At 68.2% G+C, this 24,640-nt stretch carries 23 protein-coding genes; 14 read left to right on the top strand and 9 right to left on the bottom strand.

The annotated features are described in order from the left end of the window. Window positions 1–17: 17 nt before the first annotated feature. Window positions 18–3,335: a carbamoyl-phosphate synthase large subunit gene (carB, locus tag BGO82_RS05935; protein WP_291304642.1), complete on the top strand. Its 3,318-nt coding sequence runs from the start codon at window positions 18–20 to the stop codon at window positions 3,333–3,335. A 19-nt stretch (window positions 3,336–3,354) separates the two neighbouring features. Here carB and BGO82_RS05930 read toward each other — a convergent pair whose 3' ends face one another. Together BGO82_RS05930 and BGO82_RS05925 are read right to left on the bottom strand one after the other, a co-directional pair. Beyond that, window positions 3,355–3,672 carry a transcriptional regulator gene (locus tag BGO82_RS05930; protein WP_291305680.1) on the bottom strand — a complete coding sequence of 106 codons (318 nt, stop codon included), beginning with the start codon at window positions 3,670–3,672 and terminating at the stop codon, window positions 3,355–3,357. Between the two features lie 36 nt (window positions 3,673–3,708). Continuing rightward, the gene (locus BGO82_RS05925) at window positions 3,709–4,707 is read right to left on the bottom strand and encodes a methyltransferase (RefSeq protein WP_291304641.1); all 999 of its coding nucleotides are present in this window, start codon (window positions 4,705–4,707) and stop codon (window positions 3,709–3,711) included. 170 nt (window positions 4,708–4,877) lie between these two features. On the opposite strand from BGO82_RS05925, the gene BGO82_RS05920 reads away from it, so the two are divergent. From BGO82_RS05920 to BGO82_RS05905, 4 genes are all read left to right on the top strand, one after another. Beyond that, entirely contained in the window at window positions 4,878–5,735 is an 858-nt protein-coding gene (locus BGO82_RS05920; protein ID WP_291304640.1) for a DMT family transporter, read from the top strand. 118 nt (window positions 5,736–5,853) lie between these two features. Continuing rightward, window positions 5,854–6,654: a phytanoyl-CoA dioxygenase gene (locus tag BGO82_RS05915; RefSeq protein WP_291304639.1), complete on the top strand. Its 801-nt coding sequence runs from the start codon at window positions 5,854–5,856 to the stop codon at window positions 6,652–6,654. A 151-nt stretch (window positions 6,655–6,805) separates the two neighbouring features. Continuing rightward, window positions 6,806–7,588, top strand: coding sequence for a sulfite exporter TauE/SafE family protein (locus BGO82_RS05910; RefSeq protein WP_291304638.1), 783 nt, complete (start codon window positions 6,806–6,808; stop codon window positions 7,586–7,588). A gap of 260 nt (window positions 7,589–7,848) precedes the next feature. After that, window positions 7,849–8,550, top strand: a complete 702-nt coding sequence (locus tag BGO82_RS05905; protein WP_291304637.1) for an endonuclease/exonuclease/phosphatase family protein — start codon at window positions 7,849–7,851, stop codon at window positions 8,548–8,550. Window positions 8,551–8,590: 40 nt separating this feature from the next. Here the strand turns inward: BGO82_RS05905 and BGO82_RS05900 are convergent, their stop codons facing one another. The 3 genes from BGO82_RS05900 to ltaE are packed head-to-tail and all read right to left on the bottom strand — an operon-like array spanning window position 8,591 to window position 11,033. Beyond that, a complete protein-coding gene (locus BGO82_RS05900; RefSeq protein WP_291304636.1) occupies window positions 8,591–9,280 on the bottom strand; it encodes a DUF1295 domain-containing protein in 690 nt (229 codons plus the stop codon). Then, entirely contained in the window at window positions 9,264–9,923 is a 660-nt protein-coding gene (locus tag BGO82_RS05895) for a TetR/AcrR family transcriptional regulator (RefSeq protein WP_291304635.1), read from the bottom strand. The genes BGO82_RS05900 and BGO82_RS05895 overlap by 17 nt, the downstream gene beginning before the upstream one ends. Before the next feature lie 48 nt (window positions 9,924–9,971). Further along, complete coding sequence (gene ltaE, locus BGO82_RS05890; protein ID WP_291304634.1) at window positions 9,972–11,033, bottom strand: low-specificity L-threonine aldolase; 1,062 nt, start codon at window positions 11,031–11,033, stop codon at window positions 9,972–9,974. 390 nt (window positions 11,034–11,423) lie between these two features. Between ltaE and BGO82_RS05885 the strand changes: the two genes are divergently transcribed. The 3 genes from BGO82_RS05885 to greA all read left to right on the top strand — a co-directional run bounded on the left by BGO82_RS05885 (window position 11,424) and on the right by greA (window position 13,239). Next, on the top strand, window positions 11,424–11,636 hold the full coding sequence (locus tag BGO82_RS05885) for a cold-shock protein (RefSeq protein ID WP_291304633.1): 213 nt from the start codon (window positions 11,424–11,426) through the stop codon (window positions 11,634–11,636). 352 nt (window positions 11,637–11,988) lie between these two features. Further along, window positions 11,989–12,600 (top strand): TetR/AcrR family transcriptional regulator, encoded by a 612-nt coding sequence (locus BGO82_RS05880; protein ID WP_291304632.1) that lies wholly within the window; start codon window positions 11,989–11,991, stop codon window positions 12,598–12,600. Window positions 12,601–12,762: 162 nt separating this feature from the next. After that, window positions 12,763–13,239: a transcription elongation factor GreA gene (greA, locus tag BGO82_RS05875; protein ID WP_291304631.1), complete on the top strand. Its 477-nt coding sequence runs from the start codon at window positions 12,763–12,765 to the stop codon at window positions 13,237–13,239. 42 nt (window positions 13,240–13,281) lie between these two features. On the opposite strand, the gene BGO82_RS05870 is transcribed toward greA, so the two are convergent. Both BGO82_RS05870 and BGO82_RS05865 read right to left on the bottom strand, forming a co-directional pair. Further along, the gene (locus BGO82_RS05870) at window positions 13,282–14,268 is read right to left on the bottom strand and encodes a methyltransferase (protein WP_291304630.1); all 987 of its coding nucleotides are present in this window, start codon (window positions 14,266–14,268) and stop codon (window positions 13,282–13,284) included. A 76-nt stretch (window positions 14,269–14,344) separates the two neighbouring features. Further along, on the bottom strand, window positions 14,345–15,355 hold the full coding sequence (locus BGO82_RS05865) for a helix-turn-helix transcriptional regulator (protein ID WP_291304629.1): 1,011 nt from the start codon (window positions 15,353–15,355) through the stop codon (window positions 14,345–14,347). Between the two features lie 243 nt (window positions 15,356–15,598). Here BGO82_RS05865 and trxB point away from each other — a divergent pair, with 243 nt between their 5' ends. Together trxB and BGO82_RS05855 are read left to right on the top strand one after the other, a co-directional pair. Continuing rightward, on the top strand, window positions 15,599–16,549 hold the full coding sequence (gene trxB, locus BGO82_RS05860) for a thioredoxin-disulfide reductase (protein WP_291304628.1): 951 nt from the start codon (window positions 15,599–15,601) through the stop codon (window positions 16,547–16,549). Then, entirely contained in the window at window positions 16,550–17,446 is an 897-nt protein-coding gene (locus BGO82_RS05855; RefSeq protein WP_291305679.1) for a LysR family transcriptional regulator, read from the top strand. Here BGO82_RS05855 and BGO82_RS05850 read toward each other — a convergent pair whose 3' ends face one another. Next, window positions 17,447–18,154, bottom strand: coding sequence for an MgtC/SapB family protein (locus BGO82_RS05850; protein WP_291304627.1), 708 nt, complete (start codon window positions 18,152–18,154; stop codon window positions 17,447–17,449). Between the two features lie 79 nt (window positions 18,155–18,233). Between BGO82_RS05850 and BGO82_RS05845 the strand changes: the two genes are divergently transcribed. From BGO82_RS05845 to BGO82_RS05830, 4 genes are all read left to right on the top strand, one after another. Beyond that, window positions 18,234–19,025, top strand: a complete 792-nt coding sequence (locus BGO82_RS05845) for a trypsin-like serine protease (RefSeq protein WP_291304626.1) — start codon at window positions 18,234–18,236, stop codon at window positions 19,023–19,025. A 111-nt stretch (window positions 19,026–19,136) separates the two neighbouring features. After that, window positions 19,137–19,655 carry a hypothetical protein gene (locus BGO82_RS05840; RefSeq protein WP_291304625.1) on the top strand — a complete coding sequence of 173 codons (519 nt, stop codon included), beginning with the start codon at window positions 19,137–19,139 and terminating at the stop codon, window positions 19,653–19,655. 205 nt (window positions 19,656–19,860) lie between these two features. Continuing rightward, a complete protein-coding gene (gene corA, locus BGO82_RS05835) occupies window positions 19,861–20,853 on the top strand; it encodes a magnesium/cobalt transporter CorA (RefSeq protein ID WP_291304624.1) in 993 nt (330 codons plus the stop codon). 1,149 nt (window positions 20,854–22,002) lie between these two features. Then, window positions 22,003–23,142: a hypothetical protein gene (locus tag BGO82_RS05830; protein WP_291304623.1), complete on the top strand. Its 1,140-nt coding sequence runs from the start codon at window positions 22,003–22,005 to the stop codon at window positions 23,140–23,142. A gap of 151 nt (window positions 23,143–23,293) precedes the next feature. On the opposite strand, the gene BGO82_RS05825 is transcribed toward BGO82_RS05830, so the two are convergent. Continuing rightward, window positions 23,294–24,496 carry a pyridoxal phosphate-dependent aminotransferase gene (locus BGO82_RS05825; protein WP_291304622.1) on the bottom strand — a complete coding sequence of 401 codons (1,203 nt, stop codon included), beginning with the start codon at window positions 24,494–24,496 and terminating at the stop codon, window positions 23,294–23,296. Between the last annotated feature and the right edge of the window lie 144 nt (window positions 24,497–24,640).

Here is a 24,640-nt window from a genome sequence, read left to right as displayed (position 1 = left end):
AACGCCAGAGCCCAGATATGCCCAAACGTACCGATATCAAATCGATCCTCATCATCGGCGCCGGGCCGATCATCATCGGGCAGGCCTGCGAATTCGATTATTCCGGCACCCAGGCCTGCAAGGCCCTCAAGGATGAGGGCTACCGTATCATCCTGGTCAACTCCAATCCGGCGACCATCATGACCGACCCGGATCTGGCCGATGCCACCTACATGGAGCCGATCACCCCCGAGATCGTCGCCAAGATCATCGAGAAGGAGCGCCCGGACGCCCTGCTGCCGACCATGGGCGGCCAGACCGCGCTCAACTGCGCCCTGTCGCTGCGCAAGATGGGCGTGCTCGACCAGTTCGGCGTCGAGCTGATCGGCGCCGACGCCGAGGCCATCGACAAGGCCGAGGACCGCGAGCTGTTCCGCGACGCCATGAAGAAGATCGGCCTCGAAACGCCGCGTTCCATGCTCGCCCACAACATGATCGAGGCGCTGCAGGCCCTTGAAGTCATTGGCCTGCCCTGCATCATCCGCCCCAGCTTCACCCTCGGCGGCACCGGCGGCGGCATCGCCTACAACAAGGAAGAATTCCTCGACATCGTCGAAACCGGCATCGACGCCTCGCCCACCGACGAGGTGCTGATCGAGGAAAGCGTGCTCGGCTGGAAAGAATACGAGATGGAGGTGGTGCGCGACAAGAACGACAACTGCATCATCGTCTGCTCCATCGAGAACGTCGATCCGATGGGCGTCCACACCGGCGATTCGATCACCGTTGCCCCGGCGCTGACGCTGACCGACAAGGAATACCAGATCATGCGCGACGCCAGCATTGCGGTGCTGCGCGAGATCGGCGTCGAGACCGGCGGCTCCAACGTGCAGTTCGCCATCAACCCGGCCGATGGGCGGATGATCGTCATCGAGATGAACCCGCGCGTCAGCCGCTCCTCGGCGCTGGCGTCCAAGGCCACCGGCTTCCCCATCGCCAAGGTCGCGGCGCGGCTGGCCGTGGGCTACACGCTGGACGAGCTCGAAAACGACATCACCGGCGGCGCCACCCCGGCCTCGTTCGAGCCCACCATCGACTACGTCGTCACCAAGATTCCGCGTTTCGCCTTCGAGAAATTCCCCGGCGCCGACAACCGCCTCACCACCTCGATGAAATCGGTGGGCGAAGCCATGGCCATCGGCCGCACCTTCCAGGAATCGCTGCAGAAGGCGCTGCGCTCGCTCGAAACCGGCCTCACCGGCCTCAACGAGATCGGCATCCCCGGCCTCGGCCTCAACGAGGACGAGAACCGCAACGCCATCCGCGCCGCCGTCGCCGTCGCCACTCCCAACCGCCTGCTCTACGTCGCCGAGGCGATGCGGCTGGGCATGAGCCTCGAGGACATCTACGACGCCTCGCGCATCGACATGTGGTTCCTCGAGCAGATCAAGGGCATCGTCGACACCGAAGCCAAGGTGCGCGAGTTCGGCCTGCCCGACCGCGCCGAGCTGATGTGCCACGTCAAGTCGATGGGCTTTTCCGACAGGCGCCTCGCCGAATTGAGCGGCAAGCAGCCCAGGGACGTGCGCGCCCTGCGCAAATCGCTCGGCGTGCACCCGGTCTACAAGCGCATCGACACCAGCGCCGCCGAATTCGCCTCGCCCACCGCCTACATGTACTCGACCTATGAAACGCCGTTCCTCGGCCAGCCCGCCGACGAATCGCGCCCCACCGACCGCAGGAAGGTGGTGATCCTCGGCGGCGGCCCCAACCGCATCGGCCAGGGCATCGAGTTCGACTATTGCTGCTGCCACGCCGCCTTCGCGCTCTCGGATGCCGGCTACGAGACCATCATGGTCAACTGCAACCCCGAGACCGTCTCGACCGACTACGACACCTCCGACCGCCTCTATTTCGAGCCGCTGACCGAAGAGGACGTGATCGAGATCCTCGAGCGCGAAAAGTCCAACGGCACCCTGCACGGCGTCATCGTGCAGTTCGGCGGCCAGACCCCGCTGAACCTCGCCGACGCCGTCGAGAAGGCCGGCGTGCCGATCCTGGGCACCCAGCCCGCCTCCATCGACCTCGCCGAAGACCGCGACCTGTTCTCGAAACTCATCAACCGGCTCGAGCTGACGCAGCCGCGCAACGGCATCGCCTATTCGCTCGAGCAGGCGCGCATCGTCGCCGAGCGGCTCGGCTATCCGCTGGTCATCCGCCCGTCCTACGTGCTGGGCGGCCGCGCCATGCAGATCGTCCATTCCCCCGCCGAGTTCGAGAACTACGTGCAGGGCACGCTGACCTCGCTGGTGCCGCCCGACATCCTGATCCGCTATCCCAACGACAAGACCGGCCAGATCAACTCCGTCCTCTCCGACAACCCGCTGCTGTTCGACGCCTATCTGAGCCGCGCCATCGAGATCGACGTCGACTGCCTCAGCGACGGCAAGGACGTCTTCGTCTGCGGCATTATGGAGCACATCGAGGAAGCCGGCATCCATTCGGGCGACAGCGCCTGCTCGCTGCCGCCGATGCACCTCGGTCCCGACATCATCGCCGAGCTCAAGCGCCAGACCACCGAGATCGCCCTCGCCCTCAAGGTCGGCGGCCTGATGAACGTGCAATACGCCCTCAAGGACGGCACCATCTACATCCTCGAGGTCAATCCGCGCGCCTCGCGCACCGTGCCCTTCGTCGCCAAGGTCATCGGCAAGCCGATCGCCAAGATCGCCTCGCGCGTCATGGCCGGCGAAAGCCTCGCCTCCTTCCATCTCACTGAAACGCCGCTCCACCACATCGCGGTCAAGGAAGCGGTGTTCCCCTTCAACCGCTTCCCCGGCGTCGACACCGTGCTCGGCCCCGAGATGAAGTCGACCGGCGAGGTCATCGGCCTCGACACCGACTACGCGCTGGCCTTCGCCAAATCGCAGATGGGCTCGGGCTCGAAAGTGCCGCGCGAAGGCACCGTGTTCATCTCCGTCCGCGACGACGACAAGCCACTGATCATCGAGCCGATGCGCCACCTCGAAGCCGCCGGCTTCAAGATCGTCGCCACCGCCGGCACCTGGAAATACCTGACCGAGAACGGCATCGTCGCCACCAAGGTCAACAAGGTGGCCGAGGGCCGGCCGCACATCGTCGACTCCATGAAGAACGGCGGCGTGCAGCTCGTCATCAACACCACCGACGGCGCCAAGTCGATCTCCGACAGCCGCGACATCCGCCGCACCGCGCTGATGGGCAAGATCCCCTATTACACCACCATCCCCGGCGCCGTGGCCGCCGTCGAAGGCATCATCGGCTACAAGGACGGCAACCTCACCGTCCGCCCGCTGCAGGACTATTTCGCGGCTTAGAGCGGTTCACCGAAACGCTCTAAGCTGCGGCGCTCACGCTGAGCTGCACGCCGGTCGCGTCCTGTAGCGCGCTGATGATCGCAAACAGATTGTCCGCACGCGGATTGCCCGACGCGCTGACCATCCGCATCAGGCTTTTGGCGGGCACGCCAGTCACGTCCGCGAGGGTCGCAAACCCGATCGTGGCGTTGATGTAGTCGCGCAGGACCGACTTGCCGGTTGCCATGTCACCGGCGAGGAAAAGGTCGATGACCTCGCTCAGCAGGGCCGCGCGAAAAGCCGCATCGGCCTTGGCTCGAGCCTGCACCGTGTCCTTGAATTCACGAGTCAGCGGCATTCTTTGCGCCATGGTATCGCACAGGATACCACGCATCTATTTCAGCGCCACCAGCGGCATCGTCTCCGCCACCAGCTCCGCCTCGGCGGCGCTGAGCTCCGCCATGGCCCGGTCCGGCTTTCGCACCAGCAGCAGCAGGCCCGGCACCGGTGCGCCGCGGTCGGTGCGCAGGGGCGACGCCTCGCTGGCGACGATCGCGAAGCCGGCGTCGCGGCACGCCGCCAGCGCCGCCGTCTCGTTGTGGGCATAGCGCAGCGACGCCTGCAGCAGCATCGGCTCGGGCCCCTCGTGCCGTTCCAGCGTGAACGCGAACAGCCCGCCCGGCGCCAGCCGCCCGAACGCCGCGCCGAGGATCGGCGCCAGCGCGCCGCAATAGTTCAGCACGTCGGCGGCGGCCATCAAATCCACCCCGCCGGCGTGTCCGGCGAGGAAAGCCGTGAGTTCCGCCTTGTGCAGCCGGTCATAGACGCGCTTGCGCCCCGCCGCCTCCACCATCGCGCCCGACAGGTCGACGCCCTCGAGGAACGACGCCCGCCGCCGCAGCCGCTCGCCCATCAGCCCGGTGCCGCATCCCAGATCGAGCGCGTGGCCGGCCTGCTCCACGCCGCGCCGCCTGAGCTCGGCCTCGACCAGCGCCGCCAGCCGCGCCGGCGCGGTGTAGCCGAGGCCCACCACCAGCTCGCGGTCGAAGCGCCCCGCATAGTCGTCGAACAGCGATTCCACATAGGCGATCTCGGTGCCGCGCGGCGGCGGCGTGGCGCCGAGCGCGGCGAGCTTCAGCCCGGCGCCGAACACGCCGTCGGCGTCGAGCCGCGCCAATTGCTCGTAGGCGGCGATGGCGCCGGCGCTGTCGCCCGCCTCGGCGCGATAGTCGCCGAGCAGGCTCCAGCCGGCCGTCCAGCCCGGCCGTTCCTCCATGGCGCTTGCCATCACCTCTGCCGCCGCCGAAAAATCCTTGTCGCGCGCCAGCGCCGCCGCGAAACCGGCACGACGATCCACGACGAGGTCGCCGGAGGAATTTTGCAGGGGGCGCATGGGAGGGTGGTCTCGGAGGGCGGCGAGCACCTACTCCTTCCAACGGCAAAAGCAAGGGGGATCGCGCGGCCGCTCGCCTTGACGCCAAAGCCGCGCTCCGGCCTAGTCGGTCGACGACACGGGCGGGGGAGACGGCGACGATCAGGACCATCCTTCTCACCGCGCTCTCCATGCTGGCCTTTGCCGCCAACTCCATCCTCGCCCGCCTGGCCCTCGCCACCGCCGGCGCCGAGCCGGCGACCTACACCGGCATCCGCCTCGCCGCCGGCGCCCTCACCCTCGGGCTGATCCTGCTCGTCCGCGACCGCCGGCTCGCCATCGCCGGCTCCTGGGCCGGTGCGGCGAGCCTGTTCGGCTACGCCATCCTGTTCTCCATCGCCTATGTGCTGCTCGGTGCCGGCGCCGGCGCGCTGATCCTGTTCGCCAGCGTGCAGGTCGGCATTCTCGGCTGGGCCGTCTGCAAGGGCGACCGCCCCGGCCTGCTCGAAGCGCTCGGCCTGCTGGTGGCGCTCGCCGGCCTCGCTTACCTCGTCGCGCCCGGCCTCGTCGCCCCCTCGCCGCTCGGTGCCGGGCTGATGGCCGGCGCCGGCCTCGGCTGGGCCGCCTATACGCTGATCGGCCGCGGCTCCGCCTCGCCGCTCGCCGACACCGCCGGCAATTTCATCCGCACCCTGCCGGCCGCCATCGTGCTGATCCTCGTCGGCCTGCTGCTGCAGGCGCCCTCGCCGCTCGCCACCGCCTACGCGCTCGCCTCGGGCGCCATCGCGTCGGGCCTCGGCTACATCGTCTGGTACGCCGTTCTACCCGGCCTGTCGCGCACCCGCGCCGCCATCGTGCAGCTCACCGTGCCCGCCATCGCCGCGGCCGGCGGCGTGCTGCTGATCGGCCGAGCCGCTGACCCTGCGCCTCGCCGTCTCCACCATCCTCATCCTCGGCGGCGTCGCCTTCGCGCTCCTCGCCGGCGACCGCCGGCGCCGCGCCGAGGGTTGACCGCGCGGCCGCCATCGCTATGGTGCGCCCCGCAATGATGATGCTCCGCAACTTCGCAGCCCGCCGCTCCGGCGCCTGACCGGCGCCCTCCCGGGCACTCATCCGAGCGCGGCCGACGCCCCGCTCGCGCCTGCTTGCGAACAACGGATCAATTCCATGCCTGCCGAGACTTTTGCGCTGAGCCCGGCTCAGCTCGACGCCTTCATCGCCGACGGCTTCGTCCGCATCGACGCCGCCTTCCCCCGCGCCGTCGCCGACGACTGCCGCGCCATCCTCTGGCGCCTGACCGGCTGCGACCCCGACGACCCCGCCACCTGGACCAGGCCGGTCGTGCGCATCGCCTATCGCGACGACCCGCCCTTCCGCGCGGCGGCCAATACTCCCAGGCTCCAGGCCGCCTACGACCAGCTCGTCGGCGCCGGCCGCTGGCTGCCGCGCACCAACATGGGCACCTTCCCCATCCGCTTCCCCTCGCACGAGGCGCCGGGCGACGACGGCTGGCACATCGACGTCAGCTTCGGCTGGCAGGAGCGCCCCGACGATTTCATGTCGTGGCGCGCCAACATCGTCTCCAGGGATCGCGCTCTGCTGATGCTGTTCCTCTTCTCCGACGTCGGGGAAGACGACGCGCCCACCCGCATCCGCGCCGGCTCGCACCTCGAGATCGCCCGCGAGCTCGCGCCCGCCGGCGACGCCGGCCTGTCGCTGCGCGACATCTCGGCCGGCGGCTATGCCTCGACGGCGCATCTGCCCGAACTGCTGGCGACCGGCGACGCGGGCACCGTCTATCTCTGCCACCCGTTCCTCGTCCACGCGGCGCAGCCACACGCGGGAACGCGACCGAAATTCATGGCGCAGCCGCCGCTGCATCCGGCGGTGCCGCTCGCGCTCGAGCGGTCCGATGGCGCCTACAGCCCCGTGGAAACCGCCATCCGCCGCGCTCTGGGCCGCATCTGACCCCCGACTCCGGCGCCGCCCTGGCCGCGCCGGAGCACAAATTGGCGCCATCGCGCGCCGGAGCGCCAATTCCTGCTCGCGTCAAGCCCTAGCCATGTCCGGATCGCCCCACTAGGGTCCGCCACATTGCGGGAAGCCTGGGCGGGCCTGTTTGACTCTACCGATCGAAGTTCTCTACGCGCTCTCCGGCCTCGTCGTCGGCTTCGTGGTCGGCCTGACCGGCGTGGGCGGCGGCTCGCTGATGACGCCCCTGCTGATCCTGCTCTTCGGCATCCATCCGGCCACCGCCGTCGGCACCGACCTGCTCTACGCCGCCGCCACCAAGAGCGTCGGCACGCTGGTGCACGGCGTCAACCGCACCGTCGACTGGCGCATCGTCCTGCGTCTCGCGCTGGGCAGCGTGCCCGCCGCCGCCATCACCGTCTGGCTGCTCGCCGCCACCGGCGCACAGACCAGCGCCGCCGCGCACCTCCTGGCGCTGGTCCTCGGCAGCGTGCTGGTGCTCACTGCCGTCAGCATGCTGTTCCGCGGCACCATCGCCCGCTTCGCCGGCCGCCATCGCGAGCTGCCGCCCGGCCCGCAGGCAGCCCTGACCGTAATCACCGGCGCCGTGCTCGGCATCCTCGTCTCCGTCTCCTCGGTCGGCGCCGGCGCCATCGGCGTCACCGTGCTGCTGCTGCTCTATCCGAAGCTCACCGTGCACCGCATCGTCGGCTCCGACATCGCGCACGCCGTACCGCTGACCCTGGTTGCCGGCCTCGGCCACTGGGCCATCGGCGATGTCGACTGGCACATCCTGCTCGCGCTGCTCTGCGGCTCCATCCCCGGCATCCTCGTCGCCTCGCGCCTCGCCCCGCTGATCAACGAGCGCGTCATCCGCTGGCTGCTCGCCTGCATCCTCACCATCGTCGGCCTGCGTTTGGTGCTGAGCTAGAAAGCGGTTGGCCGATCGGGTGCCCTTGCAGCCGATCGACCAGAGCAAAGATAAAACCCCGGTTGGCCGATCGGGCGCCCTCGCGGCCGATCGGACAGAGCACAAACAAAACCGCGGTTGGACGATCGGACGCCCTCGCGACCGATCGGACAGAGCGCAAACAAGCTACCGATCGGACAGAGCACAAACAAAAACCTTGGACCTGCCTGCCGCAGCCGCTAGCTTCGCAACCCGTTTCCCAGCCTCCGTCTTATCCCCGCATGCAGATCAAGGTCGCGTCCTACAACATCCGCAAGGCCGTCGGGCTGGATTGGCGGCGCCGGCCGGCGCGCGTGCTCGGCGTGCTCAACGAGGTGGCTGCCGACATCGTCGCCCTGCAGGAGGTCGACCGCCGCTTCGGCTCGCGCGTCACCGCCCTCGATCCCGAGCTGATCGAGCGCGAGACCGACTACCGCGCCATCAATTTCTCGCCCCGCCCGCAAAGCCTCGGCTTTCACGGCAACGTCATCCTCGCCCGCAAGACCATCACCGTGGCCGCCGCCCGGCCGATGGCGCTGCCGCATCTCGAGCCGCGCGGCGCCGCCGTCGCCGACCTCGACCTCGGCGGCCGCCGCATCCGCGTCGTCGGCATGCATCTGGGCCTCACCAAGAAGTGGCGGCAGCTGCAGACCGAAACCATCGTCTCCGAGCTGCGCGCGCTCGAGGCCAACATGCCCACCATCCTGATGGGCGACCTCAACGAGCCCGACCTCAAATCCGGCGTGCTGCGCGCCTTCGAGCAGCGCCACACCATCGTCACCTGCGGCCCGAGCTTTCACGCCTCGATGCCGGTGTTCTCGCTCGACCGCATCATCGTCACCGAGGACATCGCCATCGCCGAAGCGGGCGTCCACCGCACCGCCATGTCGCGCGAAGCCTCCGACCACCTGCCCATCTGGGCCAGGATCACCCTGCCGGCGTAAGCCGACGGCCGAGGCTGCGTCGCGCCGCGGAGGCGGGTTGCTACCAGAGGAACGGGATCAGCCGCTTGGTCCGCCCTGCATAGGCCGTGAACTGGTCCCCGTAATGTCCGGCCAGGTACCGGTCCAGCATCGGGACGTTGTAGAAGGCGAAAAAGCAAAGCATGAGCAAGGGAATGATGAAGGCCCACAGAGTGTGCGCCAGGATCGCATAAGCCGTGATCCACAGCACGTCGCCGAAGAAATTGATGTGCATGGAAAGACCGAAAAGCCCTTCGGTATAAAGCCGGCCCTTGTTCTCGGGCCGCTTCTTGAAGCGATCGCGCGCCAGTTCGGCGCCGCTGTTCAACACACTGCCGAGCACGAAAAGCCCGATCCCGAAATAGTCCCAGGGCCCGATCGGCGCATCCGCGGGCAGGACCAGCACGGCAAAGCCGACATAGTAGACCGCAAAGGCGATCGGTACGAAGGCGGCCTCTGCCCATGGCAGGCGGCGGTGCATCAGGTAGAACATGGTGAAAGCCATGCGCGCCAGCACCACGACGGAAAATGCGAAGACCACGTAGCGGCGCGCGGGAATACCCTCGGGTGGCGCAAAGTGAAAGATTTGCGCCAGGAGCAGTCCTCCCGGACCGAAAAGTATCCACCCCGACAGCGCCAGGATCGCCAGTTCCAGCGCGGTTGTTGTCAGCTTCTGCGCCAGTGCAGGCGCCTTGTCAGCGTAAAGGTCCATTCTCGCTCTCTCTTGCTGCTTCGGGATCAAGTTCGGCCACCGCCCTAAGAACCAGCCGCCCTTCTCGCTCGGCGAGAAAGGCCAGGGCCTCGCGCGCGGCCGCCTCGCTGCCGGCTCCCTCGCGCACCAGCGTCTCGGCCAGGATCGAAGCGGCCTGCCGGTAGATTTTTGCCGTGCGCTCGCGAAAATCCGGCAGGCGCGACAGGCTGTCGAAAAACAGCGCGAAATAGCGGTTGAGGTCGACCGCTTCCTTGGCGCCCATCGCCAGGATCTCATCGTAGAAGGCGGTAATCGCCGCCTTCTGCGCCGCCGCTGTCAGGGCGGCATGGGCTTGCCAGTCGAACCGCTCGAAGGGCGATGGGAAAAAGCGGGCGATCACCTCTTCATAGAGCGCCTGCTTGCTCTCGAAATGGTGGTAGAACGCTCCCTTGGAGAGTCCGGTCGCGGCCAGGATATCGCTCAGCCCGGCGCCATCGAACCCGCGGGCAAGAAACAGCCGGAACCCGGCATCGAGCAGGGCGTCGCGTGCTGTCATCCCCTCGCCGCCTCCGGCCGGAGCGCCACAGCCATGGCCAGCCCGATCGCGCCGTCGGTGAAGCCGCTTTTCGATGATGATTTTGCGAGAGTTTCCATAACCGCCCATGTACAGACCAACCGGTCGGTCTGCAAATAGGCCGGGCTCAGTTGCCTGTCAACCCTGGCCGGGACTCAGAAACCGCGCCCGCTCGTAAAACCGGTCCGCCGCCGCGATCGCCCGCTCCACCGCCGCGTCGTCGACGTCGAGATGCGTCACCCAGCGCTGCTGCGCCCCACTGGCGCCGGGATAGCCGCCGGTGATGCCGAACCCCTCGCGCGCCAGATAGTCGGTAAACGCCCGGGCGCTGTCCGGCGCCACCCTGACCCAGACGATATTGGTGCACGCTTCCGCCGCCAGCGCCGGGATCCGGCCGAATCCCTCCGCCAGCCGCCGCGCCCTGGCATGGTCGTCGGCCAGCCGCGCCACATTGTGCTCGAGCGCGTAAAGCCCCGCCGCCGCGAGGATGCCGGCCTGCCGCATGCCGCCGCCGACCGCCTTGCGCAACCGCCGCGCCTTGCCGATCAGTTCGGTCTCGCCGACCAGCACCGTGCCCACCGGCGCGCCGAGGCCTTTGCTGAGGCACACCGAGATCGTGTCGAACGGCCGCGCGATCTCGGCCACATCGACATTGCCGGCCACCGCCGCATTGAACACCCGCGCCCCGTCGAGATGCGTGCCGAGCCGGTGCTGCCGCGCCAGCCCCGTCGCCTCGGCCATCCAGCTCAGCGGCATCACCCGGCCGCCGAAGGTGTTTTCGAGCGCCAGCAGCCGCGTCTCGGCGATGTGCGTATCGTCGCCGCCATGGATCGCCGCGGCGATGTCGGCGAGCGCCAGCGTGCCGTCCGCCTGCTGCGGCAGCGGCTGCGGCTGCAGCGCGCCGATCCACGCCGCCCCGCCCTGCTCATGCGCGTAGCAATGCGCGTCCATGCCGGCGATGTAGCCCTCGCCGCGCCCGCAATGCGCCAGCAGCGCGCAGAGGTTGGACTGCGTCCCCGAGGCCATGAACACCGCCGCGGGCTTGCCCAGCCGCTCCGCCAGCACCGCTTCGAGCCGCTGCACCGTCGGATCGTCGCCGAACACGTCGTCGCCCACCTCCGCCTCGGCCATCGCCTGCCGCATGGCGGGGCTGGGGCGGGTCACGGTGTCGGAGCGGAAATCGTCGCGGATCTGGGTCATGGGCTGGGGGTCACAGGCGTGCGAGAGGGCAGAGTTTCACTGGACGCTGCCCCATCGGTGACGTAAACGTCAAATCCTCTTACCGCCCCGGCTGGCGACTCATGCGAGTGGCCGCTGACCGTGGGACTTGGCTCCACAAGAGCCGAACGCGTCGCATCGCAGAAGCTATTTGGCTCCGGACAGCCCGAAACTGGCCCGGCGATTTGTCATGCCTGCGACATATTGTGTCCGTTAACAATTCAGGCTAAAACGCTCCCGTCGAATATTGCGGCCGACTGTCCGTGCCTGGCGACGCCTGAACGCGCCTGCTGACGTCACTACCGAGATTTCGATTGGTGAACTGCCGCCGGGAGGTGGTTCGCCACGGCAGAGACAGCGAGAGGGACTTATATGGCTACCGGCACTGTAAAATGGTTCAACGGGCAGAAGGGCTACGGATTCATCCAGCCCGACGAGGGCGGGGCGGATGTGTTCGTGCACATCTCGGCCGTCCAGCGCTCGGGCCTCAATGGCCTCGATGAGGGCCAGAAGGTCAATTACGAGATCGTCAAGGACAAGCGGACCGGCAAGTCCGCTGCCGACAATCTCTCGATGGCTGGCTGATTAAAGCCAGTCCGTGAACCCGAACAGAAAGGCGTGGCCGCCACCGGCCGCGCCTTTCGTTTTGCCGAAAATACGCCGGACGCGCCGGCTGCCGCTCCGCCGCTGCGCGCAGCGGCGTCATAACGCGATATCCCGAAATTATTTCGCCACAGATAGGCTATATCTGCGAAGCGGTTAGCCGGCTCATGCTAATCCATCGCTTCAACCGGCGGCGATGCCGCCCTGCCGTCGCCCTTGGCCAAAGCTTTCCCACCGCTTATATCCCTGCGACAAACAAAACGCTCGACTAGAACTTTGCTCTAGTCCATGCTGGAAGCAAATTCCAGAGAAATCTTTTAGGAAAGGGAATCAGATGGCTCGCGCCGCTGCCAAAAAAGTGAAGCCCCGCAAGCGCTTGACGGGTGACGAACGTCGCGAATCAATCCTCGAAGCGGCCCTCGGCTGCTTCCTCGAAAAGGGCTATATCGCCACCACCATCAACGACATCCGTGAGGCCTCCGGCGCCACCACCGGCTCCATCTATCACTTCTTCGACGGCAAGGGCGCGCTGGCCATGGCCCTGCTCGAGGATGCCATCGCCGGCTGGTCCGGCGAATCGCAGAGTTCCAGCGACACCGCCGAGGCGGTCGTCCGCGCCGCCGCCGGCGGCCTCGTCACCTGGGGCCTCAAGAATCCCGAGCTGTTCCGCTTCACCGACGAAATCCGCACCCTGGCGGTCACCGCCCCCGAATTCGCCGAGATCGCCGACACTCTCGCCGAGGGCCAGGGCTCCATCCAGTCGTCCTACGCGAAATTCGCCAAGGCCAGGAAAGTCAAGGACTTGCCATGGCCGGCCGCGCATTCGCTGATCCTCGGCCCGGCCTACAATTTCCTGCGCCTCGCCACTGCTGGCCGGGCTCGAATCGCCGCCAAGCGCGCCGCCGAGATCATGAGCGACGCGGCCTGGGCGGCGGTCAAGCCGTAACCCCCGGTTCGGGCGGGACCGCCAGGCCCCGCCCGCCTGCCGGCTGCGGCCCCGCTTGACCGGAACGCGCCGGGCAGGCAGGTTCACCGCAAATCCGAACCTTGCGGTCCGCTCCACGCCGAGGCGAAGCGGACCTTTGATTTTTTGACGACGGAGGCGCCGATGCCCGACAAGATTCCGATGACCCCGGCCGGCCATGCCGCGCTGAGCGAGGAATACCGGCGCCGCACGGCCGAGGAGCGGCCGCGCATCATTGCCGCCATCGCCGAGGCCCGCGCCCATGGCGATCTCAGCGAAAACGCCGAATATCATGCCGCCAAGGAGCAGCAGAGCCTCAACGAGGGCCGCATCCAGGAGCTCGAAGCCCTGCTCGCCCTCGCCGACATCATCGACGTCAAGAAGCTCAGCGGCGACACCGTGAAGTTCGGCGCCACCGTCAAGATCGTCGACGAGGACTCCGAGGAAGAGCGCAAATACACCATCGTCGGCGACGCCGAGGCCGACGCCGGCAAGGGCCGCATCTCCATCTCCTCGCCCATCGCCCGCGCCATGATCGGCAAGGCCAAGGGCGACAGCTTCGAGGTCCCCGCCCCCGGCGGCACCAAGAGCTACGAGATCCTCGACCTCAAATACGTCTGAGCGCCCGCCGCCCAACACACCGCGGCCGATGAGCCCGCCCGGCTACACCGGCCGCGCCTCGATGATCGAGATGTCGGCGCCGGTGTCGACCACGCCGCTGACGGCAAAGCCGTTGGCGGCGAGCAATCGCCGGTAGTCCTCGCGCGTCCGTTGCAGGCTGGCGAACTGCGCCAGCATCACCAGATCGAGCAGCTTGGACCAGTGCGGTTCATTGCCCTCTGGCACCTCCGTCTCGATCACCAGCAGCCGCGCGTCGGCCGGCGCGGCGGCCCGCACCGTGCGCAGGATCCGGCCGGCGGCGGCATCGTCCCAGTCGTGGATCACCTCCATCAGGATCATCAGATCGCCCGCCGGCACCGAGCGGAAGAAGTCGCCGCTCTCGAACGCGAGCCGGCCGGGCTCGCCGGCCGCCCGGGCGGCCTCGATCACCGCCGGCTGGTCGAACAGCACGCCGCGCGCGGCCGGCTCCCGCGCCAGGATCGCCCGCAGCAGGTGGCCCTGCCCGCCGCCGATGTCGACGATGCGCGGATAGGGCGAGAAATCGTACGACGCCAGGATTCCGGCGACCTGCGCCACGGCCTTCGAGCGCATCGCCGCATCGAAAATGCGCGCTTCGTCCGGCCGGCCGGCGTAATAGCCCCATAGCCCGCCCTCGTGGCGCCGCGGAGTCGCCGCCTCCCCCGTCGTGAGGCATTCGGGCACCGCCGCGGCGGCCTGCCACTGCACCTCCTGCGCGAACATCAGCACCAGCGGCCTCAACGACGCCGGATGGTCCTCGCGCAGCAGGCGTGAGGCCTCGGTGTGCCCGACCTCCTCCCCCGCCAGCACGAAGATGCCGCGTGACGCGAGCAGCCGCAGCGCCCGCCTGAGCGCGCCCGGATCGGCGCCGCTCGCCGCCGCCAGGTCGGCGACCTGCGCTGTGCTGTCGAAGCGGTCGGCGACCCCGAGCCGCGCGACGCCGTGCAGCGTCCCCACCAGATAATGCCCGGCGGCCAGTTGCCGCACCATGTCGAATGCCGCTGCATCCATCGTCCCCTCCCCTGCCTTTCGGCCGCGAGGCTAGACCGGAGGCGGCCTCGCCGCTGTCCCCCGATCGGGCGACGCCTCAGCCGGGCGGTTGGATGGAGACGAGAACGCGCACCAGCCCCGTCTGCGTCGCGACCCCCACCTTTGCGAAGATGCGGCGCAGATGGGTGCGGGCCGTCGCCGGCCGCATGCCGCGCTCCCGCGCAAATTCCATGGCCGAACGCCCCTCGACGATGGCGCTCGCCAGGTCCGCCTGCATCGGCGACAGCCCGAAGACCTCGACGGCCGCCGCGATGCGGAGCGCCGACGGGCGCCGATCCTGCAGCGTCACCGCGACCATGCCGGATTCGCCGGTCACCCAGCACAGCTGCATCGCCTCGGCAGCGGCGTAGGCGATCGGCACGCTGGTGCGGATCGACATCAATCCCCTGTCCCGGGCATGGGCCCGCCGGATCGCCGCCTGCAGCCGGATATCGGCCCGGCCGTCCCGGCAACGCAGCCGTCCGGCGCGGACGACGAAGGCATCGCCTGGGGTGAGCAGGCGCTGCGCGTCCTCGCTCACCCATACGATCCTGCCGTCCGCGGACACCTGCACGATCGGCTCGCCACCCAGTCCCGGATCGAGCAGCGCGACGACGACAATTCGCCACGCGCCCTCGGAGCGTTCGAGGATGCGAAGCTCGTCGATAGGGCCGTTCGGACCGCTGGCGCCGAACACCGGCGACAGCCTGTAGGTGCGGCGAAAGCTTGCCCAGGCCATGTCGCCGGCCACCCGGATGGTGAGATTGTCGATCGCCACATCCTCGACGAACTCGCTGAGCGGCCGTGGCAGGCCGGCCATCTCCGCGCGGGCTCGCGGCCCGATCTCGCTCCAGCCGCGGCGCAGCGTCAGCCCGCCATGCCGGGTGAACGCCCAGCGCAGCACATGCGGCGCATGGGCATGGGCGGCCGCGTATCCGTCCCAATCCTTGAACCAGAAGGCGCGATGCTCGGCCTCGAGCACGGCCAGCACCTCGCGCTGCTGCGGTGTCAGCCGCTGTTCCGGCATCGGCATTCCCCCCGCCCCGAGCATGGCACGGGCCGCCGGCATGCGGCTATCGCATGCGGCCCGGAAAATCGGCGTCGCTGACCGCCCGCGCCGGCCCCTGTCCGCCGCCCGGCGCATGGCTCGTCCTCCGAGCGCCGTCCTTTCTGCCCAAAGCCTGGGCAATTGTCGGCCCGATGCTGACATTTCGGTGAGTATGGCCCGCAAACCGGGCCGCTGGCGCCGGCCTCGACTTGAAAGCGCCACGGTCCGGCCCCTACATTGGCGGCCTGTAAGAGGGACTATCAGATGCACTCCAAGGTTGTGATTATCGGGTCGGGTCCGGCCGGATACACGGCGGCCATCTATGCGGCGCGTGCAATGCTCGAGCCGATCATGATCAACGGCACGCAGCCGGGCGGCCAGCTCACCATCACCACCGATGTGGAGAATTATCCCGGCTTCGCCGACGTCATCCAGGGCCCCTGGCTCATGGAGCAGATGAAGGCGCAGGCCGAGCACGTCGGCACCCGCATCGTCAACGACCTCGTCGTCGAGGTCGATTTCGACCGCCGCCCCTTCACCCTCAAGGGCGACAGCGGCACCACCTACACCGCCGACGCCGTGATCGTCGCCACCGGCGCCCAGGCGCGCTGGCTCGGCCTGCCGTCGGAACAGAAATTCCAGGGTTTTGGCGTGTCCGCCTGCGCCACCTGCGACGGCTTCTTCTACCGCGACAAGCACGTGATCGTGGTCGGCGGCGGCAACACCGCGGTCGAGGAGGCGCTGTTCCTCACCAATTTCGCCAGCAAAGTCACCGTCGTCCACCGCCGCAGCGAGTTCCGGGCCGAGCGCATCCTGCAGGACCGCCTGTTCAAGCACCCCAAGATCGAGGTGCGCTGGAACACCGAGCTCGCCGACATCACCGGCAGCCAGATGCCGCCCTCGGTCACCGGCGCGGTGCTCCGCAACGTCGCCACCGGCGACACCGAAACGCTCCCGGTCGACGGCATCTTCATCGCCATCGGCCACACCCCGGCCACCGCCATCTTCCGCGAGAAGCTCGACATGAAGCCGGGCGGCTACCTCAAGGTGAAGCCCGGCAGCACCGAAACCAACATCCCGGGCGTCTATGCCGCCGGCGACGTCACCGACGACGTCTTCCGCCAGGCCGTCACCGCCGCCGGCATGGGCTGCATGGCCGCGCTCGAGGCCGAGCGCTTCCTCGCCGAAGAAAACCTCGCGGAAGCGGCGGAATAGATCATGCTCGACTGGGACAAGCTCCGCATATTCCACACCGCGGCGGAATCGGGGAGCTTCACCCATGCGGCCGAAAAGCTGAACATGAGCCAGTCGGCCGTGTCGCGGCAGATTTCGGCGCTGGAGGACGATCTCAACCTCAAGCTGTTCATCCGCCACGCCCGCGGCCTGGTGCTGACCGAGGTGGGCGAGCACCTGTTCCGCACCGCCCACCGCATGCATGCCGAATTGCAGCAGGTCGAATCGCAGATGTCCGAGAGCCAGGACATCCCCATCGGCCAGCTCATCGTCACCACCACCGTGGGCATCGGCTCCACCTGGCTGTCGAGCCGCATCCACGAATTCCTGCTGCTTTATCCCGACATCCAGATCGAGATTAAGCTCAACGACGCCGAGCTCGACCTCGCCATGCGCGAGGCCGACGTCGCCATCCGCCTGCACCGGCCGAACCAGTCCGAGATGATCCAGCGCAAGCTGTTCACGGTGCACAACCACTTCTATCTGTCGCTCGACTACCTCAACCAGTACGGCGAGCCTTCGACCCTCGAGGATCTCGACAACCACCGCATCATCACCTTCGGCGACCCGGTGCCGTCCTATCTGGGCGACATCAACTACATCGAGCGCCTCGGCCGCCCCGATTCTTCGCCGCGCCGCTCCGCCATGAAGGTCAACGCCATCTTCGGCATGCTGCAGGCCTGCCGCGCCGGCATCGGCATCGCCATGCTGCCCGACTACGTCACCGAGGTCGAAACCGGCCTGAAGCGCGTGCTCACCGGCGTCGAGCTCCCCGCCTACGAGGCCTATTTCGTCTATCCGCCGGCGCTCAAGAACAGCAAGCGCGTCGGCGTCTTCCGCGATTTCCTCGTCGGCAAGGCCCGCGAGTGGCAGTTCTGATCATTCGTCGGCGGTCTCGCCGCCGTCCCAGCGCACGCTGAGCACCCCCGGCCGCTGCGCCATCGTGCGCACCAGCGCCGGAATGCGCGGCTCGCCCGGGTGCGGGCGGAACAGCAGATGGAAGCTCCGCTCCTCGCTGCCGTCGCTGCTGCGCGCATAGGTCAGCCGCGTCACCCGGAACGGCGCCGCCACCATCGCCTCGAGTTCGCCGCCCTCGACGACATGGCTGTCGCTGCGCACCGTCAGCGACGCCCGCCGGTCGCGCGCCACCAGCCGCTCCGCCGCCCGCAGGCCCTGGATCACCATCACGCCGATCACCGTGCCGGCGGCGCCGAGCGCGATCTGCCCGCCCCCGAACAACAGGCCCAGCACCGTCACGAACCACAGCGTCGCCGCCGTCGTCACGCCGATCACCATGGCGCCGCGCTTGAGGATGCTGCCGGCGCCGATGAACCCCACGCCGGTCAGGATGCCGAGCGGCAGGCGCATCAGATCCATCACCCCGAACGAGCTCGGCGTCTTGCCGCCGACCGGCAGCAGCAGGTTGACCTGGATCATCGCGAGGCACGCCGCCAGCGCCACCAGCAGCGTCGTCCGCAGCCCGGCCGCCTTGCCATGCGCGCCGCGCTCGAACCCGATCACCCCCGCCGCCACGAGGGTCAGGACGATGCGGAGGGCGAGGTCGGACGCGGTCGGACTCAACGGCATGCCGGCTAAACGCCGGCGCCGGCCAAAAGTCGCAGCCGGCGCCGTTGCGCGGCGCGCCCGCCTCCGACATCTTCCCCGCATGCTTCGTTCCGTGTTCCGTATCGCCGCGTCCCTGGCGCTGCTCGCCGCCCTCGCCGCTCCCGCCGCCGCCGTGTTCGGCGGCAAGCCGGTCGGCGCCGGCGAAATCGTCGCAAAATCGGTGGCCGCCGTGCTCGACCAGGCGCCGGGCGGCACGCATCTGTGCACCGCGGTGGCCCTCGGCCCGCGCCTGATGCTCACCGCCGCCCACTGCACCGATGGCGGCGCCTCGGCCATCCGGGTGATCTTCGCCACCTCGCTCACCGACGTGCCCGCCGAGCGCCTGCGCAGCGTCACCGCCATCGCCCGCGCCGGCAGGACGCCGGAGGCCAAAGGCAGCTTCGCCTACAACAACCCCGACGATCTGGCCCTCATCGTGCTCGACGCGCCGGCGCCCGCCGGCACCGTCCTCGCCACCCTCACCGACGGCGACGGCACCGGCGCCGTGCACATCGCCGGCTATGGCGCCACCTCCGACCTGCGTCAGGCGGGCTTCGGCAAGAGCCAGCTCGGCTTCGACCGCACCCTGCGCGCCGCCACCACGACGCTCGTCGAAAAGGGCCCGGCGCTGCTCGCCGACCAGTCCGGCGGCGCCGGCATGTGCACCGGCGATTCCGGCGGCCCGGCCTTCACCCTGCGCGGCAAGTCCATGACCCTGGCCGGCATCCTGATCGGCGTCTCCTCGCCCCGCGCGGTCAACGATTACTGCCGCGGCTCGGCGCATTTCGTCAGCATCGCGCGCTGGCGCGCCTGGATCGCCGCCACCGCCGAAAAGCTCGGCCAGCCGCTCTGACAGCTCTGCCCCGTTCCCGAAACGCCGCCGATATGGTCTACAGGCAGTCATATCCGCCGCCGCCGGCGATCCGCGCCGTTCATGTTCAGTCGCCTCGTTTTGGGGAAAATCATGCGTAACCTTGCCGCTCTCCTGCTCCTCGCCGCCAGCCTCGCGCCCCTCCCCGCCGCCGCCGACGACGAGTCCGGCCAGAGGGTGGCGCTGCGCGCCAACGAGATCGGCCAGATCTTCTGCTTTTCCCGCCTCGGCAACGACGAGGCCGTCATCTCCGGCATCCTGACCGCCGGCCTCGCCGCGGCGATCGCCGACGCGCAGCGGCGCAGCGACGCCATCGCCAGCAAGGCGCCCGACGAAAAGCCGCCGCTCGGCGACGGCATCCCCTGGCAGTCGAGCCCCGATTACGCCGACCGCTGCGAGACCGGGCTGGTGTCGCTCAGCAGGACCGACGCCAAGGTCGACATCCGGTACGGCTTCAAGCAGGCGCCCGACGCCGGCTACACCGACGAGCTCATCCTCAAGCGCGTCCCGATCGCGGGCATGGATGTCGGCTACTGGCGCATCGACAACGTCGTCTACGCCGACGGCACCGACCTGCGCGCCGCCCTCGTCCACGCCTTCGACGGCTATTGAGCTCCCGGCAAATTAGCCATTGACCGCGCCGCGCCCGTGGCGCAGGGAAAAGGCGTCCGCGCGCTTCTGGCATGCGGGCATCAGCAAAGGACAAGGACAATGAACCCCGACAGTCGAAGTCGATCTTCGATCTAGCCGGCGGCCCGGTCTCTCCCGAGGCTCGGCGTGCCGGCAAAGCCGGTGCGCGCAAGAAGGAGCCTCTGAAATGCTGCGTGCATATATCCGTAAGGACGATCGCCTCGTCGCCACCGATGTGGATATGGCCGCGCCCGATCTGATGGGCGGCGAGGCCATCTGGTTCAGCCTCACCGATCCGACCAAGGCCGAGGACGCCTTCGTCGAATCGCACCTCGGCATCGACATCCCGACCCGCGCCGAGATGGACGACATCGAGCCCAGCGCCCGCCTCTACAACGAGGACGGGGCCGAGTTCATGACCATCACCGCGCTGTTCAACTCCGAGACCGACGAGCCGCAAAAGACCCCGATCACCTTCGTTCTGCGCCACAATCTGCTGGTCACGGTGCGCTACGCCGACCCCAAGCCGTTCCGCCTGTTCGAGCGCCTGGTCAGCCGCCCCACCAACAACGTCTACACCTCCGGCGAAAAGGTCATGCTCGGCCTGATCGAGGCCATCATCGACCGCCTGGCGCAGCTGCTCGAAACCACCGGCGACGAGATCGACCAGATTTCGCGCGAAGTGTTCCGCAACAAGACCCGCAACGTCACCCGCAAGGCGCGCGATCTGCAGGAGATCATCGAGCGCATCGGCAAGAAGGGCGACGTTCTCACCCTCGCTCGTGAAAGCCTGGTCTCCATCGCCCGCCTGTCGAGCTTCCACCAGACCTACGACAACGGCAACGCCAAGACCGCCCGCGAGCTGCGCCAGGAGCTCAAGGTGCTGCAGCGCGACGCCGCCGCCCTCTCCGACCACGCCGCCTTCCTCAGCAGCAAGATCAACTTCCTGCTCGACGCCACGCTCGGCCTGATCAACCTCGAGCAGAACCAGATCATCAAGATCTTCTCGGTCGCCGCCGTGGTCTTCCTGCCGCCCACCCTCGTCGCCTCGGCCTACGGCATGAATTTCGACGTCATGCCCGAATTGCACCTGCCCTTCGGCTACCCGCTGGCCATCGTGCTGATGATCATCTCCGCCGTGCTCCCCTACCTCTTCTTCAAGCGCAAGGGCTGGCTCTAGCCCCCCGCGGTTGGCCGAACGAGCCCTCCCGGGATCGCTCGGCCAGAGCACAGCGGTTGGCCGAACGAGCCCTCTCGGGATCGCTCGGCCAGAGCACAGCGGTTGGCCGAACGAGCCCTCTCGGGATCGCTCGGCCAGAGCACAGCGGTTGGCCGAACGAGCCCTCTCGGGATCGCTCGGCCAGAGCACAGAGGAAACGACTCGGGGAGCGGCCACCTGCCCCGCTCGAACCCCGATCGCTAGCATCCTAACGGTCATGCGCCGGCCGCATGCCAGCCATGCGGCCGCCCCGGTTGAGGCACGTAACCGAACGGACCTATACGAACGGGGACGTTGCGAGCACTTCTCTCCCTCCTCGCTTGCCGCGTCCCTTTGCGAGAGGGTCTTCCTCTTTCAAACTTTGGCCCTGCTCTCCCCTCGAGCAGGGCCTTATTGTTTCCGCCACCGCGGAAATGCCCATCCAAAACGTTTGGGTTTGGGTCAATCAGGCTGACCTTCCCTGCGCGAGGTGCATAGCTGACATGTCAGCACCTGCCTTGCTGGAATGGGTGGTCGCGCACATATTCAGCCTGTCGCTGAGACGCCCGACCGAATCCTCCTCCCTCGGTCCGGCTGTTTCCCGACACCGGATTTGAGCCGAACCTCCTCCCTCGGCTTTGGTCCAACGGCAAACGGCGTTTCCTCCTCCCTCGTCCGTTTGCCCCACTTTCGATGGGCTCCATCTTCGGATGGAGCCCTTTTTTTACCCGCATCCCCAAACGCCGCAGTCGGTCCCCTCGCCCCTCCGGGGAGAGGGTGGCGCGCTTGGCGAGCGTCGCGAGCCTAGCAAGCCAGGTGAGGGGGCCTTCCCCTCAGTCAGCACCACCATCACCGCATAGCTCGCCTTCCGACTTCGCGTTTGTCGGACTCGGCGCCGCCCCGCATAAGCAGCGCCAAGGGAACTGCGGCCTCTCCTCCTCCTTGGCCGCGTCTCCGTGGTCGCCGGCTTCGGCCGATGACCTGAAGGCCTCGCTCATCCCCTCGAGCGAGGCCTTTTCATTTTGCCGACCGGCAGGAACTGCCGCCCCCGCGCCGGGCGCCGCCCTTGATTTCCCACGCGAAAACCCGGCACGCCGCTTGCATCGCATCGGCTGCAGCCGAGGCCCGCCGATGACCAGCATCTCCGCCACATCGTCCTATTCGCCCTACACCTACACCTATGCGAACGGCGCCTCCGGCACGGCCACCGCCACCGGCTCCGGCACCTCGGGCAGCAGCGCCGCCACCACGCTCACCCTGTCGGACGCGGCGCTCGCCGCCATGAACCAGCCCGGCTTCGCCAGCGTCGTCGCCGCCGCCCGCTCCACCCTCGATGCTTTGCTCGCCAACGGCGCCAAGCCGGCCGATGTCGATCTCGGCCAGCTCGACCGCCGCCAGCTCTACGCCGTCGCCGCCAATGCCGAGGGCAAGTTCAGCGCCGACGAGCAGGCCGCCGCGAAAACCGAGCAGCAGCGCCGGCTCGACGCCACCCTCGCCGGCCCCTTCGCCGTCGCCCGCGTCACCGACGATGTCGAAGGCATCTACACCGCCGCCCTCGCCTGGCTCGACGGCGCCTCGACCGAGGAGAAATCCACCCCCGCCTGGTCCAGCCAGCGCGCCGCCCTGCTCGAGGCGCAAAAGCAGCTCGCCGCCAATCCGGACAAGACCCCGCAGGTCGATGGCGACATCGTCGCCGACTACATCCAGCGCATCACCGCCGGCGACGACCCGACCACGCTGCGCGATTTCTCCGCCGTCGCCTCCGATGCCCGCGCCGCGCTCGACGCCCAATACGCCGCCGCCAGGGCGGCCGGCAAAACCCTGACCTTCTCCGGCACGCAGAAATCCGGCCAGCCCGTCGACTTCTCGCAATTCGACAGCCGCTCGCTCGCCGCCATCGCCCTCGACCAGGACAACAAATTCTCCCCCCAGGAGGTGTTCGCCGCCAAGCAGGCGATGGCGCAGCGCTCGAGCTCGACCATCCTCGCCGGCCTCAGGAGCGCCGCCAGCGACCCGGCCAGCTTTGCCAAGAATCTGATCAGCGCCTACGCCTCGATGAGCCCGGAGGAACGCAGCGCCGCCGGCTGGTCCGACCAGCTCTATTCCGCCGCCGTCCAGAGCTACAACACCGCCGCCAGCATCGCCCAGATCTTCGGCGACTCCACCGCTTCCCCCGGCCAGAGCTCCGCCCTCAGCCTGCTCGACACCCTCAACGCCCAGGACGCCGGCAACAGCACCAGCATGAACCTCGCGAGCTATCTGGGCGGCTGAACCTGCCCCAGGACAGGCTCACCCATCCACATCGTCATTCCCGCGAAAGCGGGAATCCAGACCGAACGCACGGACATCCGAAAACACCGTCTGGATTCCCGCTTTCGCGGGAATGACGTTCTGGTGACTCCGTGTCCGGCCGAAAGGCCCGCTACCGCACGCCTGCCGCGAACGCCTGTATCCGTTCCACCGCCTGCTGCAGCTCGCGGTTCGAGGCCGCGTAGCTCAGCCGCATGTGGCCGGGCAGCCCGAACGCCGTTCCATGCACCAGCGCCACGCCGGTCTCCTCGAGCAGCGCCATGACGAAATCCTCGTCGGTCGTGAGTTTCGTGCCCGATTTCGAGGTCTTGCCCAACAGCCCTTTGATCGAGGGGAACACGTAGAACGCCCCTTCCGGCGTCAGGCAGTCGATGCCCGGCGCCGCGTTCAGCCCCTTGACCACCAGATCGCGCCGCTCCTGGAATTTCGCCCGCCAGCCGGCGAGGAATTCCTGCGGCCCGTCTAGCGCCTCGACCGCCGCCCATTGCGCGATCGACGACGGATTGGTGGTCGATTGCCCCTGCAGCTTGGTCATCGCCGCGATCAGCTCGCGCGGCCCGGCGCAATAGCCGATGCGCCAGCCGGTCATCGCGTGCGATTTCGACACGCCGTTCATCGTCAGCGTCCGCCCCAGCAGCTTCGGCTCCACCTGCGCCACCGTCGCGAACTTGCCGCCGTCATAGACCAGCACTTCGTAGATGTCGTCGGTGAGGATGTGCACGTGCTCGTGCCGCAGCAGCACGTCGGTCAGCGCCTTGAGCTCGTCCGCCGAATAGGCGGCTCCGCTCGGATTGGACGGCGTGTTGAGGATCAGCCATTTGGTCCTGGGCGTGATCGCCGCCTCCAGCGCCGCCGCCGTCAGCTTGAAGCCGGTCGAGGCGTCGGCCGTGGCGAACACTGGAACGGCGTCGCACAGCCGGACGATCTCGGGATAGCTCACCCAGTACGGCACCGGGATCACCACCTCGTCGCCGGGGTTGAGCGTCGCCAGCAGCGCATTGAAGATGATCTGCTTGCCGCCCGAGCTCACCATGCAGTCGGCAGCGCCGACCTCGAGCCCGTTGTCGCGCCTGAACTTGCGCGCCACCGCCTCCTTCAGCTCGGGGATGCCGTCGACATTGGTGTAGCGCGTCTTGCCCTCGGCCATGGCGCGGATCGCCGCCTCGCGCACGTTGAGCGGCGTGTCGAAATCCGGCTCCCCCGCCGCCAGCGAGATGACGTCGCGCCCGGCGCGTTTCATGTCCGCGGCCTTGCGCGAAATCGCCACCGTCGCCGACGGCGCAATACGCAGGATCGCATCGGACAGAAAAGCCATGGAAAACCTCCGGACAAAGCCGGAAGCTTGATAAGAGGCCGCGTCCCGCAAGGCAAGCAGGGCCCCCTCGCACCGCCCGTCACATTTGCGCCGCGCTATGGTCCGCGCATCACCGCAATGGCTACGCCGAATGACCGCATTCGC

Source organism: Devosia sp. 67-54, from assembly GCF_001899075.1.
In the GTDB taxonomy this organism is placed as follows: Bacteria; Pseudomonadota; Alphaproteobacteria; order Rhizobiales; family Devosiaceae; genus Devosia_A.
This window is presented reverse-complemented; position numbering and strand designations above follow the sequence as displayed.